At 59.4% G+C, this 15,317-nt stretch carries 17 protein-coding genes (1 of these 17 only partly in view); 12 read left to right on the top strand and 5 right to left on the bottom strand.

Annotation, left to right across the window (positions count from 1 at the left end):
- Together J3P89_RS27580 and J3P89_RS27585 are read right to left on the bottom strand one after the other, a co-directional pair.
- Window positions 1-331: the 5' portion of a CaiB/BaiF CoA transferase family protein gene (locus J3P89_RS27580; RefSeq protein WP_434696258.1), read on the bottom strand. Its footprint begins 890 nt before the window's first position; the window shows 331 of its 1,221 coding nt (coding positions 1-331); it begins with the start codon at window positions 329-331; the stop codon falls past the left edge of the window.
- Window positions 332-344: 13 nt separating this feature from the next.
- Complete coding sequence (locus tag J3P89_RS27585; protein ID WP_434696259.1) at window positions 345-1,526, bottom strand: acyl-CoA dehydrogenase; 1,182 nt, start codon at window positions 1,524-1,526, stop codon at window positions 345-347.
- Between the two features lie 157 nt (window positions 1,527-1,683).
- On the opposite strand from J3P89_RS27585, the gene J3P89_RS27590 reads away from it, so the two are divergent.
- The 10 genes from J3P89_RS27590 (at window position 1,684) to J3P89_RS27635 (ending at window position 11,487) form a co-directional block, all read left to right on the top strand.
- Window positions 1,684-2,583: a LysR family transcriptional regulator gene (locus J3P89_RS27590; protein WP_434696260.1), complete on the top strand. Its 900-nt coding sequence runs from the start codon at window positions 1,684-1,686 to the stop codon at window positions 2,581-2,583.
- Window positions 2,584-3,013: 430 nt separating this feature from the next.
- Window positions 3,014-4,135 carry a Re/Si-specific NAD(P)(+) transhydrogenase subunit alpha gene (locus J3P89_RS27595; protein ID WP_434626696.1) on the top strand — a complete coding sequence of 374 codons (1,122 nt, stop codon included), beginning with the start codon at window positions 3,014-3,016 and terminating at the stop codon, window positions 4,133-4,135.
- 15 nt (window positions 4,136-4,150) lie between these two features.
- On the top strand, window positions 4,151-4,474 hold the full coding sequence (locus J3P89_RS27600) for an NAD(P) transhydrogenase subunit alpha (RefSeq protein WP_003187010.1): 324 nt from the start codon (window positions 4,151-4,153) through the stop codon (window positions 4,472-4,474).
- A complete protein-coding gene (locus tag J3P89_RS27605; RefSeq protein ID WP_305497645.1) occupies window positions 4,474-5,910 on the top strand; it encodes an NAD(P)(+) transhydrogenase (Re/Si-specific) subunit beta in 1,437 nt (478 codons plus the stop codon). The genes J3P89_RS27600 and J3P89_RS27605 overlap by 1 nt, the downstream gene beginning before the upstream one ends.
- A gap of 197 nt (window positions 5,911-6,107) precedes the next feature.
- Entirely contained in the window at window positions 6,108-7,601 is a 1,494-nt protein-coding gene (locus J3P89_RS27610) for an acetyl-CoA hydrolase/transferase family protein (protein WP_434696261.1), read from the top strand.
- A 319-nt stretch (window positions 7,602-7,920) separates the two neighbouring features.
- Window positions 7,921-8,136 carry a DUF1127 domain-containing protein gene (locus J3P89_RS27615; RefSeq protein WP_434696262.1) on the top strand — a complete coding sequence of 72 codons (216 nt, stop codon included), beginning with the start codon at window positions 7,921-7,923 and terminating at the stop codon, window positions 8,134-8,136.
- Between the two features lie 312 nt (window positions 8,137-8,448).
- Window positions 8,449-8,766, top strand: coding sequence for a DUF2388 domain-containing protein (locus tag J3P89_RS27620; protein ID WP_305497647.1), 318 nt, complete (start codon window positions 8,449-8,451; stop codon window positions 8,764-8,766).
- 106 nt (window positions 8,767-8,872) lie between these two features.
- Window positions 8,873-9,178: a DUF2388 domain-containing protein gene (locus tag J3P89_RS27625; RefSeq protein WP_434626702.1), complete on the top strand. Its 306-nt coding sequence runs from the start codon at window positions 8,873-8,875 to the stop codon at window positions 9,176-9,178.
- Between the two features lie 30 nt (window positions 9,179-9,208).
- Entirely contained in the window at window positions 9,209-9,529 is a 321-nt protein-coding gene (locus J3P89_RS27630) for a DUF2388 domain-containing protein (RefSeq protein ID WP_039593376.1), read from the top strand.
- Window positions 9,526-11,487, top strand: coding sequence for a DUF4105 domain-containing protein (locus J3P89_RS27635; protein WP_434696263.1), 1,962 nt, complete (start codon window positions 9,526-9,528; stop codon window positions 11,485-11,487). The genes J3P89_RS27630 and J3P89_RS27635 overlap by 4 nt, the downstream gene beginning before the upstream one ends.
- Before the next feature lie 81 nt (window positions 11,488-11,568).
- On the opposite strand, the gene trpA is transcribed toward J3P89_RS27635, so the two are convergent.
- On the bottom strand, window positions 11,569-12,381 hold the full coding sequence (gene trpA / locus J3P89_RS27640; protein WP_434626712.1) for a tryptophan synthase subunit alpha: 813 nt from the start codon (window positions 12,379-12,381) through the stop codon (window positions 11,569-11,571).
- Window positions 12,381-13,613, bottom strand: coding sequence for a tryptophan synthase subunit beta (trpB, locus tag J3P89_RS27645; RefSeq protein WP_434696264.1), 1,233 nt, complete (start codon window positions 13,611-13,613; stop codon window positions 12,381-12,383). The genes trpA and trpB overlap by 1 nt, the downstream gene beginning before the upstream one ends.
- A gap of 112 nt (window positions 13,614-13,725) precedes the next feature.
- Between trpB and J3P89_RS27650 the strand changes: the two genes are divergently transcribed.
- Window positions 13,726-14,643, top strand: coding sequence for a LysR family transcriptional regulator (locus J3P89_RS27650; protein ID WP_434696265.1), 918 nt, complete (start codon window positions 13,726-13,728; stop codon window positions 14,641-14,643).
- On the opposite strand, the gene J3P89_RS27655 is transcribed toward J3P89_RS27650, so the two are convergent.
- The gene (locus J3P89_RS27655) at window positions 14,616-14,942 is read right to left on the bottom strand and encodes a DUF883 family protein (protein WP_186611411.1); all 327 of its coding nucleotides are present in this window, start codon (window positions 14,940-14,942) and stop codon (window positions 14,616-14,618) included. The two genes, J3P89_RS27650 and J3P89_RS27655, sit on opposite strands and share 28 nt — an antisense overlap.
- Before the next feature lie 155 nt (window positions 14,943-15,097).
- Between J3P89_RS27655 and J3P89_RS27660 the strand changes: the two genes are divergently transcribed.
- Window positions 15,098-15,313, top strand: coding sequence for a dodecin (locus J3P89_RS27660; protein WP_003177209.1), 216 nt, complete (start codon window positions 15,098-15,100; stop codon window positions 15,311-15,313).
- The last annotated feature ends 4 nt before the right edge of the window (window positions 15,314-15,317 follow it).

Raw genomic sequence — 15,317 nt, forward strand, 5'->3', positions numbered from 1 at the left:
AGGCCGCAAGGCCACCCACCTTGAAGTTCTCGATCAGGATGTCGGACTTGGCCGCCAGTTCCCGGATCAGCTTTTGCCCTTCGGGGCGCGTGAAATCAATCGTGACCGATTGCTTGTTGCGATTGGCCGACAGGTAATAAGCCGCCTCGGTCGTATTCTCGCCATAAGCGTCTTTCAGAAAGGGCGGCCCCCAGGCACGCGTATCGTCACCGTTACCCGGACGCTCGACCTTTATGACCTCCGCCCCCAGGTCCGCGAGGATCTGCCCGGCCCAAGGCCCAGCCAGAACCCTCGATAAATCCAACACCCGCAGATGCGAAAGCGCGCCCATGGCCGTTCCCCTATTAATAGAACGCTTGAATGCCGGTTTGCGCGCGGCCAAGGATCAACGCATGAACATCGTGCGTACCCTCGTAGGTGTTCACCACCTCAAGGTTCACTAAATGACGAGCAATGCCGAACTCGTCGGAGATGCCATTGCCGCCCAGCATGTCCCGCGCCATGCGTGCAATATCCAGGGACTTACCGCAAGAGTTCCGCTTCATGATCGAAGTAATCTCTACCGCAGCCGTGCCTTCATCTTTCATACGCCCAAGACGCAGACATCCTTGAAGCGCGAGGGTGATTTCAGTCTGCATATCGGCCAGTTTTTTCTGGATCAATTGATTGGCAGCCAACGGGCGACCGAACTGCTGCCGGTCGAGCGTGTATTGACGGGCGGTGTGCCAGCAGAACTCGGCAGCCCCCAGGGCGCCCCAGGAAATGCCGTAGCGCGCCGAGTTCAGACAGGTGAACGGCCCTTTCAAGCCACGCACGTCCGGAAAGATGTTTTCTTCCGGCACGAATACGCTGTCCATGACGATCTCGCCGGTAATCGAAGCACGCAGCCCGACCTTGCCGTGAATCGCCGGAGCAGTCAGGCCCTTCCAGCCCTTCTCCAGCACGAAGCCTCGGATATCGCCGGCGTCGTCCTTCGCCCAAACGACAAACACATCCGCGATCGGACTGTTGGTGATCCACATCTTGCTGCCGGTCAAGCTGTAGCCGCCTTCAACCTTGCGCGCCCGAGTGATCATCGCGCCCGGGTCGGAACCATGGTTCGGCTCGGTCAGGCCAAAGCAGCCTATCCATTCGCCTGAAGCCAGCTTCGGCAGATACTTCTGTTTCTGCGCCTCGGTGCCGAATTCGTTGATCGGCACCATGACCAGTGAGGACTGCACGCTCATCATCGACCGGTAGCCGGAGTCCACACGCTCCACTTCCCTGGCGATGAGGCCGTAGCTGACGTAATTCAGGCCGCTGCCGCCGTATTGCTCGGGAATGGTGGCGCCCAGGAGGCCCACTTCGCCCATTTCACGAAAGATCGCCGGGTCAGTCTTTTCATGACGGAACGCCTCCAGTACGCGCGGCGCCAGCTTCTGCTGAGCGAACTGCTCGGCAGTGTCGCGAATCATGCGTTCTTCTTCGGTGAGTTGCTGGTCCAGCAACAAGGGATCGATCCAGCTGAAGCTCGCCTTACTGTCCATGAAAAAGTCCTCGCCAATCAAATGGAAAATCGTGGACTGATCCTAGGCCCGGTTTCCCACAAGAGCAAACGAGGATTCGGCATGTTGTTGTGCTAATTTCTCACTCGGTAAACGCCAAAGACCGCTGTTGTGCGGATAACGAGTGAGGCTTGCGTATATGCGTCGTAAAATCCCAAGCACCGCCGCCCTGATCAGCTTCGAGGCTGCCGCACGCCACGAAAGCTTCACCAAGGCGGCACTGGAGCTCTCTCTCACCCAAGGCGCTATCTGCCGACAGATTGCCAGCCTGGAGGACTTCCTTGGCGTGGAGCTTTTCCGACGCTCAAGACGCGGCGTCAAGCTGACTGAAGCGGGGCTTTCATATAGCCGTCGAATCGCCACGCAACTGAATGCCGTCGAGCGCGATACCCTTTCAGTGATGGGGCACACCGGCGCGAACGTTATCGAACTCGCCGTCGTGCCCACCTTCGGCACTCAATGGCTGCTGCCACGCCTCAAGGATTTCCAGCAGCAGCACCCTGAGGTGACGGTCAATCTCACCAACCGCACGCGCCCTTTCCTGTTCGCCGATACGGATTTCGATGCAGCCATCTACTTCGGCGACGCGGACTGGTCCGGCACCGAATCTCACAAATTAATGGGGGAAAAGCCGTTGCCGGTATGCAGCCCCTCCTTGCTGGGCAACCGCAAAACTCTGACGCCAGAGGCAATCGCCGAGCTCCCCCTGCTCCAGCAGACAACCCGCCCATACGCGTGGCGCCAGTGGTTCAACTCACAAGACCTTAATATCGCGCGCGACCTGACAGGTCCGCGCTATGAACTATTCTCCATGCTTGCCCAAGCCGCCATGCACGATATGGGTGTTGCCTTGATCCCGCCCTTCCTGATCCAGCGCGAACTGGCGGAGAAGCGCCTGGTCATTGCCAACCCCAATGCCCTGTCGAGCCTCAAGGCGTATTACCTGATGATCCCGGAACGGAAGGTGGAATCGGCCTCGCTGCGGGCATTTCGCGATTGGCTGGTCACCAAAGCTAGAAACTATGCTTTTGAAAATTAAGGAAAAAATGACAGCGCAAATAAGTAGTAATACTATCTCAAGCACTACAGATATAACTATTTGTCGCATTTAACCAAACTGTGATCATATCGGTACAAACGTCCTAGAACCGTTGAAATACGTGGCTTTAAGCCATATCGAGCGAGTCATATCGCTCCATTCATCTGACCGATGCAAAAAGAATCATAATTTCCGTTATCCCTTGATTTGCCTGGGTTTAGCGACCTTTACCTCGCCAGTTGCGACATTCGGTCACAGGGTGACTTGTAGTTATATTTACGTCACACGTCATAATCCCTTGAAGGGCTGAATATTCGCCTGCAAAATGCCGCGCCCCGCCTGGTCAGGCGGGATCGTGCTGATCGGCCGCCCCAGTCGCACCATCCGAAGTGCCTGGGTTTACTCAATAAGATCACGCAGGAGATTTGACGTGCACATTGGTGTTCCTCTCGAAACCCAGACGGGTGAAACACGGGTTGCTGCTACCCCGGAAACCATCAAGAAGCTGGTCGGCCAAGGCCATAAAGTCACTGTTGAAAGCGGCGCCGGCATCAAGGCCAGCGTTATTGACAGTGCCTATGAGGCAGCGGGCGCAACCATTGGCAGCGCCAGTGATGCATTCGGGGCCGAACTGATCCTCAAGGTGGTCGCCCCCAGCGACAGCGAGCTGACGCTGATCAAGAGCGGCACCGTTCTGGTGGGCATGCTCAACCCGTTCAACAACGAAACCATCGCCAAGCTGGCCGAACGCGGCATCACCGCATTCGCCCTTGAGGCCGCGCCGCGTACCTCCCGCGCTCAAAGCCTGGACGTGCTGTCGTCTCAAGCGAATATCGCCGGCTATAAAGCCGTGTTGCTGGCCGCCCATCACTATCCGCGCTTCATGCCGATGCTGATGACCGCCGCAGGCACCGTGAAAGCGGCGCGCGTGCTGATTCTCGGCGCGGGCGTGGCCGGACTCCAGGCGATTGCCACGGCCAAGCGCCTGGGCGCTGTGATCGAGGCATCGGACGTGCGTCCCGCAGTGAAAGAGCAAATCGAATCCCTCGGCGCCAAGTTCGTCGACGTGCCTTACGAGACCGACGAAGAGCGTGAATGCGCCGTCGGCGTGGGTGGTTACGCCCGGCCCATGCCTGCCAGCTGGATGCAGCGCCAGGCCCAAGCCGTGCACGAGCGCGCCAAGCAGGCGGACATCGTCATCACCACCGCATTGATTCCGGGCCGCAAGGCACCGACTTTGCTGAGCGCCGAAACCGTCGCGCAGATGAAACCGGGCTCGGTGGTCATCGACCTCGCAGCAGCCCAGGGCGGTAACTGCCCGCTGACCGTGGCCGATCAGGTGGTGGTCGAAAACGGCGTGACCATTTGCGGCCCGACCAACCTGGCCGGTGAAGTCGCGGCCGATGCTTCGGCGTTGTACGCCCGTAACCTGCTGGACTTCCTGAAGCTGGTCTTCACCAAGGAAGGTCAGTTCGACGTGAACCTGGAAGACGACATCGTCGCCGCGTGCCTGATGTGCCGCGACGGCCAAGTCATCCGCAAAAACGCCTAAGCAGGGATTCAGACAATGGAAGAGCTTATTTCCCCCGGTATCTACAACCTGATCATCTTCGTGCTGGCGATTTATGTCGGTTACCACGTGGTCTGGAACGTTACACCCGCGCTGCACACGCCGTTAATGGCGGTGACCAACGCCATCTCGGCAATCGTGATTGTCGGCGCCATGCTGGCCGCCGCCCTGACCGTAACGCCGCTGGGCAAGACCATGGGCACCCTCGCCGTAGCCCTGGCCGCGGTCAACGTGTTCGGCGGCTTCCTGGTGACGCGCCGCATGCTTGAGATGTTCAAGAAAAAAGCCCCGAAAGCCGTAAAAGAAGAGGCGCCCAAGTAATGAGCATGAACCTGGTAACGACGCTCTACCTGATTGCGTCGATCTGTTTCATCCAGGCCCTCAAAGGCCTTTCGCATCCCACCACCTCCCGCCGAGGCAACCTGTTCGGCATGCTCGGCATGGCGCTGGCAGTGCTCACTACCGTGGGTCTCATCTATAAGCTGGGGGCAGAGCTGGCCACTGCCGGCATTGGCTACGTCATCGTCGGCCTGCTGGTTGGTGGTACCGCCGGCTCGATCATGGCCAAGCGCGTCGAGATGACCAAGATGCCGGAGCTGGTAGCGTTCATGCACAGCATGATCGGCCTGGCGGCGGTGTTCATTGCCATCGCGGCGGTAGTCGAGCCGCAATCGCTGGGTATCGTCAAGCAACTGGGCGATTCGATCCCGGCCGGTAACCGTCTGGAGCTGTTCCTCGGCGCGGCCATCGGTGCAATCACCTTCTCCGGTTCGGTGATCGCTTTCGGCAAGTTGTCGGGCAAGTACAAGTTCCGCCTGTTCCAAGGCGCACCGGTACAGTTTGGTGGCCAGCACAAGCTCAACCTGATCCTGGGCCTGGCAACGCTGGGCCTGGGCCTGACCTTCATGTTCACCGGCAACCTCGGCGCGTTCGCCTTGATGTTGGCCTTGGCCTTCGTGCTGGGTGTGCTGATCATCATCCCGATCGGCGGCGCGGACATGCCGGTGGTGGTCTCGATGCTCAACAGTTATTCGGGCTGGGCGGCCGCCGGTATCGGCTTCTCGCTGAACAACTCGATGCTGATCATTGCCGGCTCCCTGGTAGGTTCGAGCGGTGCGATCCTGTCTTACATCATGTGCAAGGCGATGAACCGTTCGTTCTTCAACGTGCTGCTCGGTGGCTTCGGCAACGCCGCAGATGCGGCTGGCCCGGCAGGCTCGAAAGAAGCCCGCCCGGTGAAATCCGGTTCGGCAGATGACGCGACCTTCCTGCTGACCAACGCCGACACAGTGATCATCGTGCCGGGCTACGGCCTGGCGGTGGCACGGGCGCAGCATGCGTTGAAAGAGCTGACCGAGAAGCTGACCCACCATGGCGTGACCGTCAAATATGCGATCCACCCGGTGGCCGGTCGCATGCCCGGGCACATGAACGTCCTGCTGGCCGAGGCCGAAGTACCTTACGACCAGGTGTTCGAGATGGAGGACATCAACTCCGAGTTCGGCCAGGCCGACGTGGTGCTGGTGCTGGGCGCCAACGATGTGGTCAACCCGGCGGCGAAGAACGATCCCAAGTCGCCGATCGCCGGCATGCCGATCCTCGAAGCGTTCAAGGCCAAGACCATCATCGTCAACAAGCGCTCGATGGCCAGCGGCTATGCCGGCCTGGACAACGAGCTGTTCTACCTCGACAAGACCATGATGGTGTTCGGCGACGCCAAGAAGGTCATTGAGGACATGGTCAAGGCCGTGGAATAAGCTCCGCAGTGTTATCAAAACGCCCCGACTTGTCGGGGCGTTTTGATTTGTATCAAGGCTGAAAGTTACCGATACGGTAATGATGTTTTGCCTGAAACGCCCGTAATAGACGCCTCAAATGCGACTTTTGTAGCGGGTCGGGCACGGCGCGAATTCTCTACACTGCGCATCCTGCTTCCTGCCCGAGACAACCATCCATGTACCGTGACCGCATCCGCCTGCCTTCGTTGTTGGACAAAGTGATGAGCGCTGCCGAGGCAGCCTTGCTGATTGAGGACGGGATGACCGTTGGCATGAGTGGCTTCACCCGCGCCGGAGAAGCCAAGGCGGTACCTCATGCACTGGCCGAACGGGCCAAGCTCATGCCGTTGAAAATCAGCCTGATGACCGGAGCGAGCCTGGGCAACGATCTCGATAAGGAGCTCACGGAGGCAGGCGTGCTCGCGCGACGCATGCCCTTCCAGGTGGACAGCACCCTGCGCAAGGCCATCAACGCTGGCGAGGTCATGTTCATCGACCAGCATCTATCGGAGACCGTTGAACAGATGCGCAACGCGCAGCTCAAGCTGCCCGATATCGCCGTGATCGAAGCCGTGGCCATTACCGAACAAGGTCATATCGTGCCCACCACATCAGTGGGCAATTCGGCCAGTTTTGCGATTTTCGCCAGACAAGTGATCGTCGAGATCAATATGGCCCACAACCCGAATCTGGAAGGGCTCCACGACATCTATATCCCGAGCTACCGCCCAACCCGCACACCCATTCCCCTGGTGAAGGTCGAGGACCGCATCGGTAGCCCTGCCATTCCAATCCCCGCGGAAAAAATTGCCGCCATTGTCATCACCCATCAAGCGGACTCACCCTCCACCGTCCTGCCACCTGACAGCGATACACAGGCTATTGCCGATCACTTGGTCGATTTTTTCAAGCAAGAGGTGGCAGCCGGACGGATGACCAACAAGCTCGGCCCGTTGCAGGCCGGAATCGGTAATATCGCCAACGCCGTGATGTGCGGTTTGATCGATTCCCCGTTCGAAGAACTGACCATGTATTCCGAGGTGCTGCAAGACTCGACCTTCGACCTGATCGATGCGGGCAAGCTGAGTTTCGCTTCCGGCAGTTCCATTACCTTGTCGGCTCGACGCAATGCCGATGTCTTCGGCAACCTGGAAAGGTATAAGGACAAATTGGTCCTGCGCCCGCAGGAAATCTCCAACCATCCAGAAGTTGTGCGCCGCCTGGGCATCATCGGCATCAACACAGCGTTGGAGTTCGATCTGTACGGCAACGTCAACTCAACCCATGTGTGCGGCACGCGGATGATGAACGGCATTGGCGGATCGGGCGACTTCGCCCGGAATGCGCACCTGGCGGTGTTCGTTACCAAATCCATCGCCAAGGGCGGTGCCATTTCCAGCGTCGTGCCGATGGTCAGCCATGTGGACCATACCGAGCACGATGTCGACATCCTGGTAACAGAGATCGGTCTGGCCGACCTGCGGGGGCTCGCACCACGGGAGCGGGCGAGGGTCATCATCGACAACTGCGTACACCCTATCTATCGCCAGGCGCTCAGCGACTATTTTGAAGCCGCTTGTAAGCTGGGCGGACATACGCCGCATATCCTGAAGGATGCGCTCAGTTGGCACCTCAACCTCGAGGAAACCGGACGCATGTTGGCGATTTGATACAGCTGGCCTAGCGATACAGCAATAACAGTTTCGGTGAATGCCTACGGCAGGGGCAGTCATCGCATAAAACTGTACTACTGTACCGGTGATTTCTTACGCCCCATTCCTACAAAACCGGGAAGAACAGCCTAAAATGCACCTAAATTGTGCATATAGGTACAGTTGCCTCAATATCGACCGGTACACCGCTCTTTAACAGTTAACTGGTCTCTCACAATACAGGTGAACTGTATCTAGAGAGACTGGCCAAACGAGAGGATCATGGGCACCAGTCAAACCACTACCTGATCCCGCCACAAGCGGAAGGATGTCAACCATGGAACGTACACTCAGTTCCGAGCTGTTTTTCGAAGACAAAGTTGAAAAAAACCAGGCTTCCCTGCCTCTTCGCGTTATCGCCAACCTGATGTTGTGGCAGCGCCGCATTGCCAGCCGCCATCAACTGGCTCGTCTGGATTCGCGTCTGCTGGCTGACGCCGGTATCAGCGAAGCACAACGCTACGAAGAGCTGAGCAAGCCGTTCTGGCGCTAACTCAGCGTCGCTGGCCCTGACCCACCGGGTCCATCGCCAGCATCGAATTGAATAAACGAGACCCGTCGTGGGAAACCACGACGGGTCTCGTCGTTTATGGGCCCGAGGTTGAATTTTCACTGAAACTGAACAGTTTTAAAATTTTCAACTATGACAAGTACAGTTCAAACTGCTCGCCTTATTATTGTTCTGTAGCTGTCAGCCGCCGCGTTCTGTCCTAATATCGATCCTGACGTGGCGAAGCGAGTCGAATCTGCGTCTCTTCCTTCCAGCTACACGCACCGGCATCCTTCATCATCAAGGAGTTACCTCATGATCCGTCTTCGCCTGCTCAGCACAGCTGTCCTGCTGGCCGTAGCCGCCCATTCCAACGCCAGCAGCTTCATCGTCACGACTGACTCCATCGTCGGCGCACTAAAAGCCACTTCCGACGTAACCTCCGACGCCACCTCTTCACTGCGGGACAACAAGATTGTTCAAGCTGCCCGTGATGATGCCGCCAGCTTCGTGGCTAGCGAAGGGGCCATCCGTGGCGTGAAGCTGGAAAGCGCGCTGGATTTCATTCGCCAGCAGGCTCCACAGCTCAACGCCACCGATGCGCAGTTGGCACAGGCCATCCTGGTTATTTGATGCAACATGAAACATCGGGCACCCAGAGGTGTTCCGATGTTTCAGCGCTGGCTCTGGCCCGCCGGTTTGCGCTAGCCTTCAGGCTCGCCAACAACTGTCGAGTCCCATGCGTTTTTCAAATCTGTACCGAGCCTTTTTCTTCGCAGCTTTCTGCTGGTCTGTTCCGGCCCAAGCCTTTGACGTGTCCACCCAACAGCTGGTGGCCAGCGCTTATGCCACAAGCCTCGTGACCTCGGCACCCTTCGACAATAAACTGGTCGTCGCCGCTCGCGATGACGCCGCAACATTCATTGCCAGCGATGGACAGTTGCGAGGCGCACAGTTGGAATCGGCCTTGGCTTACCTGCGCCGGAGCCAGCCAAAACTTCACGCCAGCGACCTTGAACTGGCACAGGCAATTCTCGTCCAATAGCTATCTGTTTTTTCTTTTCGGAGTCGTTCCATGCGTAGCCCGCTGATTGCTGCCGCCCTTGGCCTGCTGGTGTTGGCCGATGTGGCCCAGGCACATACCTTGGTAGCCACCAGTAACATCATCGTTCGCGCTTCCCAGCGCTCGATCGATTTCACCTCTGACACCACTACCTCCATCCGTGATTCGAAAATCGTCCGTGAAGCCCACGATGACGCGGCCAGCTTCGTCGCCAGCAACGGCGAAATTCGTGGCGCTCATCTCGAGGCCGCTTTCGAAACCTTGCGTACCCGCGTACCGGAAGCTCGCGACGCCAGTGATCAGGTTCTCGCCGAAGCCATCCTCGCATTGTGAGGCGACTCGCCGCCTGGCTGACGGCCGGGGTCGTGCTGCTTATCGGCAGCACTGCCCAGGCCGGCCTGCAGCTACACCTCAATAGCGACGGCTTGAGCCCGGCGCAACAGCAGGCCAGTCAGGCATTGCTCGATGAAGCCATGCAAGCATTACCTCCGCGCTTCATCGAGCGATTGGACCGGCGCATCGATGTCGGCTGGACCGACCAGATGCCGGAAAACGCCTACGGCCAGGCTTCGTTGGTGTCACAGCTGGATCTCAACCGCAACCTGCTCGACAGCCTCACCGACGGCAGCGCCGCCAGGCAAAAGACCCAGCGGCCGCACGGCACGGTGCGGCGAGAAATGCTCGCCACGGTCCTCCACGAACTGACTCATATCTATGATCGCTCGCGTCTATGGCCGGATGCCGAACGTGCGCTGATCCAGCGCTGTACGCGGCGCAACAGCAGTGCAGGATTGATCGGGCTCCCGGATGAATGCCGGGGCGAGAACGACCGCCGCTTCACCCTCAGCGATGATCCACGCTTGCTCGACTTGGCCGGTTGGCCGCAATACGTCGGCCGCCGCGGCGAACGGGAACAGCATAACCGCCAGGTCGCCCGCAGCCCGGACCTCTACGAGACAAGCAGTCCCAAGGAGTTCGTCGCGGTGAACATGGAGTATTTCCTCCTGGACCCGAGCTATGCATGCCGGCGCCCCGCCCTGTATCGCTATTATCAGGAACACTTCGGCTGGGCGCCTGCCGCCAAGGACACCTGCGCCCAGTCCTTCGCTTTTCTCAACGCCGGCAACGATTTTGCCAAGACGCCGCTGGGCAAGGTCGATCCGGAGCGCGTCTACGCCATCGATTATCTGCTGGCCGAAGCCAACCAGAACTGGGTCAGTCGCTGGGGCCACAGCATGCTCCGGCTGGTGATCTGCGCGCCGGGCCGACCACGTGGGCCGGATTGCCGGTTGGACCTGGATCAGCACCTGGTGTTGTCTTACCGTGCGTTTGTAGGTGATGTACAGCTGTCGAGCTGGGACGGACTGGTGGGCAAATACCCATCGCGCCTGTTTGTGCTGCCGCTGGCCCAGGTAATCGATGAATACACCAAGACTGAACTGCGCAGCCTGGCATCAGTTCCGCTGAACTTGTCTCGTGCCGAGATCGAGGAGACCGTCGAACGTGCCGCCGAAATGCATTGGAGCTACGACGGAAACTACTACTTCCTCTCCAATAACTGCGCAGTTGAAAGCCTGAAGCTGCTGCGCAGCGGCAGTAACAACGAGCAGCTCAAAGACCTGGACAGCATCATGCCCAACGGCTTGCTGGAAATCCTCAAGGGTCGAGGCCTGGCGGATACCAGCGTACTGGATGATCCCAAGGAGGCACTGCGCCTCGGTTACCGTTTTGACTCGTTCCGCGACCGCTACCAGGCGATGTTCGAAGTCCTGAAAAAGCATCTGCCCATCAAACAGCAAACCGTTGAAGACTGGCTGGCCCTGGACGCCACTGAACGCCGCGCCTGGTTCGAGCAGGCAGACCTGCGCACCAGCGCGGCGCTGCTTCTATTGGAGCAGGCGAGTTTCCGCCGGCAATTGCTGCTCGCTCAGGATGAGGTCAAGCAGCGCTACCTCAATGCCCGCGAATTGCAGAACGGCGGTATGGAACGGGCAAACGCGACGCTGCAGCAGATTCTCGCCAACAGCGGTTTCCTGAGCCGCCCGGCCGAATTGCTGGGCAGCGGCGGCTATGGTCTGCCGCAACCCAGCGAGTGGCAACGACTGGAATCGGAAAGCAGCCTGCGCCAGAAGCAACTGCAAACGCTCACAGGCGACCTGGATAAGGAGGTTCGAGCGTTGCTGGAGCCGAGCCGCGCAGCTGAAATTGCTGCAAGCGAGGCCAACGTGAAGGTAATCGGCGAACATCTGCGCAAGCTGCACAAGGCCGGGGGCGGGTTGGAGTTGCCCTGACCCGCTTGGATGAAACTTTAAAAAGGGGCTCAGAACCCAGTTCTGAACCCCTTTTTTTGTTGCTGCAAACCGAACCTGGAATCAGCCCAGACGCGCCTTGCGCACGCCGTCAGCCAAGGCAGCACACAAGCTCAACACGCCATCGATCGCCTGCTCCGACGTGTCGGCACGGGCGATATGGTCGATCAACGCCGAGCCAACCACTACCCCATCGGCCAGCCGCGCGATAGCTGCCGCCTGTTCAGGCGTGCGGATACCGAAACCGATGCTGATCGGCAGATCGGTATGGCGACGCAAACGCGCCACGGCCTCTTCCACATGTTCCAGCGTCGCGGCGCCGGCACCGGTCACACCGGCAACTGACACGTAGTAGACAAAGCCGGAACTGCCGTTGAGCACGGTAGGCAAGCGCACGTCGTCAGTGGTTGGCGTAGTCAGGCGGATAAAGTCCAGGCCGACAGCCTGGGCCGGTTCGCACAGTTCGCTGTTGTGCTCGGGCGGCATGTCCACCACGATCAGGCCATCGACGCCGGAGTCCAGCGCCTCGCCGATGAAACGCTGCACACCATAACGATGGATCGGGTTGAAATACCCCATCAATACCAGCGGTGTCTCGGTGTTGTCCTTGCGGAACTCACGCACCATCTGCAGGGTTTTCGCCAGGTTCTGCTGGGCCCCCAGGGCGCGGATATTCGCCAGCTGGATTGCCGGGCCGTCAGCCATCGGATCGGTGAACGGCATGCCCAGCTCGATCACGTCCGCGCCGGCGCCAGGCAGGCCCTTGAGGATCGCCAGCGAAGTGTCGTAGTCCGGATCACCGGCGGTGACAAAGGTCACCAGCGCGGCGCGGTTCTGTTCCTTGAGTTCGGCAAAACGGGTTTGCAGGCGGCTCATCAATGTTTCTCCTGCTGGGACTGTTCCATATGGTGCATTACGGTTTGCATGTCTTTGTCGCCGCGGCCGGACAGGTTGACCACCATCAGGTGATCCTTGGGCAGGTTCGGTGCACGCTTGAACACTTCAGCCAAGGCGTGGGCGCTTTCCAGCGCAGGAATGATCCCTTCAAGACGGCAGCATTTATGGAAAGCTTCCAAAGCTTCGGCGTCGGTGACCGAGGTGTACTGGACCCGACCGATGTCATGCAACCAGGCGTGTTCCGGACCGATCCCCGGATAATCGAGACCTGCAGATATGGAATGGGCGTCGATGATCTGACCGTCGTCGTCCTGCAGCAGGAACGTACGATTGCCGTGCAGCACACCCGGGACGCCACCGTTCAGGCTCGCGGCGTGCTTGCCGGTCTCGATGCCATAACCAGCCGCTTCAACGCCGATGATATCGACGCTCCTGTCATCCAGGAACGGATGGAACAGGCCCATGGCGTTGGAGCCGCCACCGATGCATGCCACCAGGCTATCCGGCAGCCGGCCTTCCTGGGCTTGCAACTGATCGCGGGTTTCCTTGCCGATCACCGCCTGGAAATCGCGGACCATCGCTGGGTAAGGGTGCGGCCCGGCCACGGTGCCGATCAGATAGAAGGTGCTGTCGACGTTGGTCACCCAATCGCGCAGCGCCTCATTCATCGCATCCTTGAGGGTGCCGGTGCCAGCAACCACCGGGATCACTTCGGCGCCGAGCAGTTTCATCCGGAACACGTTGGCCTGCTGGCGCTCGATGTCGGTGGTGCCCATATAGATCACACACTCAAGGCCAAAACGCGCAGCCACGGTGGCAGTGGCCACGCCGTGCATGCCAGCGCCGGTCTCGGCGATGATGCGTTTCTTGCCCATGCGCCGCGCCAGCAGGATCTGGCCGATGCAGTTGTTGATCTTGTGAGCGCCCGTGTGGTTCAGCTCTTCACGCTTGAGGTAGATCTTCGCACCGCCGCAGTACTCGGTCAGGCGCTCGGCGAAATACAGCGGGCTCGGACGACCGACGTAGTCGCGCTGGAAGTAGGCCAATTCCTCAATGAAGGCAGGATCTTCCTTCGCCACTTCGTATTCACGGGCCAGATCAAGGATCAACGGCATCAGCGTTTCGGCCACGTAGCGGCCGCCGAACGCGCCAAACAGGCCATTGGCATCGGGGCCGCTGCGCAGGTTGAAAGGGGTCGTAGGCTGGGTCATCGGGCGCTCCAGGCGAATGCGTAGAAAAACAATGAGGGTCACTCTACCTCTGCCATCGCACTCTGAAAACCGATAAGATCGCCGCAACCTGTCAGGAAAACTCACAGATACCATGAGCCACGACCTCCCGCCGCTAAACGCCTTGCGTGCCTTCGAGGCCACCGCCCGCCTGAACAGCGTAAGCCAGGCGGCGGAGCAGCTGCACGTCACCCACGGTGCCGTCAGCCGGCAATTGAAATTGCTCGAAGAGCACTTGGGTGTCAGCCTGTTCATCAAGGATGGCCGTGGCCTGAAACTCACAGATGCAGGTTTGCGTCTGCGTGACGCCAGTGCCGACGCATTCGAACGCCTGCGCACGGTTTGCGCGGAGCTGACGCAAAGCACTGCGGACGCGCCGTTCGTGCTGGGCTGCTCGGGCAGCCTGCTGGCGCGCTGGTTCATACCCCGCCTGGGCAGGCTCAACGCTGATCTGCCCGACTTGCGCCTGCATCTGTCCGCCGGCGAAGGCGACCTGGACCCGAGGCGACCTGGACTGGACGCCCTGCTGGTATTCGCCGAGCCGCCCTGGCCAGCCGACATGCAAGTGTATGAACTGGCCAGCGAGCGAATCGGCCCGGTGATCAGCCCGCGCTACGCCGGATTCGCCCAACTGCGGGACGCACCGGCCAGCACACTGTTGGGCGAGCCGCTATTGCATACCACCTCCCGCCCACAGGCCTGGCCAACCTGGGCACGGCAAAATGCCTTGGAACCCCAGTCACTGAGATTCGGGCAAGGTTTTGAGCATCTGTATTATTTACTCGAGGCCGCGGTAGCCGGGCTTGGCGTGGCAATCGCACCGGAACCGCTAGTAGCCGAGGACGTTCGTGCCGGACGCCTGGTCGCGCCGTGGGGCTTCAGTGAAACCCCGGCGCGGCTGGCGTTGTGGCTGCCCAAGCGCGCCGCGGATGGACGCGCCCGGCAATTGGCACAGTGGCTCAGGCATGAGCTGAGCCCACCCGTTCAGTCACCGCGCTTGCACAACAAGTAAGCGGCCAGCAAACCAAGCGCCCCAACCGCGACACCGGCCGTGGTCCAGGGATGTTCTTGAGCGTAATCACGGGTGGCGATCCCGGTTTCACGGGTTTTCACCTTAACCTCTTCATACGCATCGCTGAGCAGATGCCGAGAGTGTTTCAGCGCGCTTTCGGCATTGGCCTTGAGCGACTTGAGGGTTTTGCGCGACTCGTCCGAAGCGTCGTCTTTCAGGCTTTCCAAGGACTTGAGCAGACTCTCGATCTCCGCTTCCATGCTTTGCAACGAGGCTTTACGTAACGAAGTGCTGGCCATGGTGGCTCTCTCCTGCAGTGGTTAGTAGCGTGTGTGGATTGGGACTGCGACCGCTTGCGAAAGTGCAGTAAATCTGAACTTTCGCAGCGAAAACGGCGACACACGTAAGGCGAAAAATCGCTGCTAGGCTGTTAAAGACAACCAAGGAGAACGTCATGAGTGATCATCACACGTACAAAAAGGTCGAACTGGTCGGCTCGTCTCCCACCAGCATTGAAGACGCCATCAACAATGCCCTGGCGGAGGCCAGCAAAAGCCTCAAGCACCTGGAATGGTTCGAGGTCACCGAAACCCGCGGTCACATCGAAAACGGCCGTGCCGCGCACTTCCAGGTGACCATCAAGGTCGGGTTCCGGATCGCCAATAGCTGAGCTG

This window comes from Pseudomonas sp. Z1-14 (assembly GCF_051132005.1).
Classification (GTDB): Bacteria; Pseudomonadota; Gammaproteobacteria; order Pseudomonadales; family Pseudomonadaceae; genus Aquipseudomonas.

Bases quoted from the DNA above. Each gene is read 5' to 3' on its own strand.
- J3P89_RS27610 (WP_434696261.1), top strand. From the start codon at position 6,108: ATGTACCGTGACCGCATCCGCCTGCCTTCGTTGTTGGACAAAGTGATG.
- J3P89_RS27650 (WP_434696265.1), top strand. From the start codon at position 13,726: ATGAGCCACGACCTCCCGCCGCTAAACGCCTTGCGTGCCTTCGAGGCC.
- J3P89_RS27605 (WP_305497645.1), top strand. From the start codon at position 4,474: ATGAGCATGAACCTGGTAACGACGCTCTACCTGATTGCGTCGATCTGT.
- J3P89_RS27615 (WP_434696262.1), top strand. From the start codon at position 7,921: ATGGAACGTACACTCAGTTCCGAGCTGTTTTTCGAAGACAAAGTTGAA.
- J3P89_RS27585 (WP_434696259.1), bottom strand. From the start codon at position 1,526: ATGGACAGTAAGGCGAGCTTCAGCTGGATCGATCCCTTGTTGCTGGAC.
- J3P89_RS27600 (WP_003187010.1), top strand. From the start codon at position 4,151: ATGGAAGAGCTTATTTCCCCCGGTATCTACAACCTGATCATCTTCGTG.
- J3P89_RS27660 (WP_003177209.1), top strand. From the start codon at position 15,098: ATGAGTGATCATCACACGTACAAAAAGGTCGAACTGGTCGGCTCGTCT.
- J3P89_RS27625 (WP_434626702.1), top strand. From the start codon at position 8,873: ATGCGTTTTTCAAATCTGTACCGAGCCTTTTTCTTCGCAGCTTTCTGC.
- trpB (WP_434696264.1), bottom strand. From the start codon at position 13,613: ATGACCCAGCCTACGACCCCTTTCAACCTGCGCAGCGGCCCCGATGCC.
- J3P89_RS27630 (WP_039593376.1), top strand. From the start codon at position 9,209: ATGCGTAGCCCGCTGATTGCTGCCGCCCTTGGCCTGCTGGTGTTGGCC.
- J3P89_RS27655 (WP_186611411.1), bottom strand. From the start codon at position 14,942: ATGGCCAGCACTTCGTTACGTAAAGCCTCGTTGCAAAGCATGGAAGCG.
- J3P89_RS27620 (WP_305497647.1), top strand. From the start codon at position 8,449: ATGATCCGTCTTCGCCTGCTCAGCACAGCTGTCCTGCTGGCCGTAGCC.
- trpA (WP_434626712.1), bottom strand. From the start codon at position 12,381: ATGAGCCGCCTGCAAACCCGTTTTGCCGAACTCAAGGAACAGAACCGC.
- J3P89_RS27590 (WP_434696260.1), top strand. From the start codon at position 1,684: ATGCGTCGTAAAATCCCAAGCACCGCCGCCCTGATCAGCTTCGAGGCT.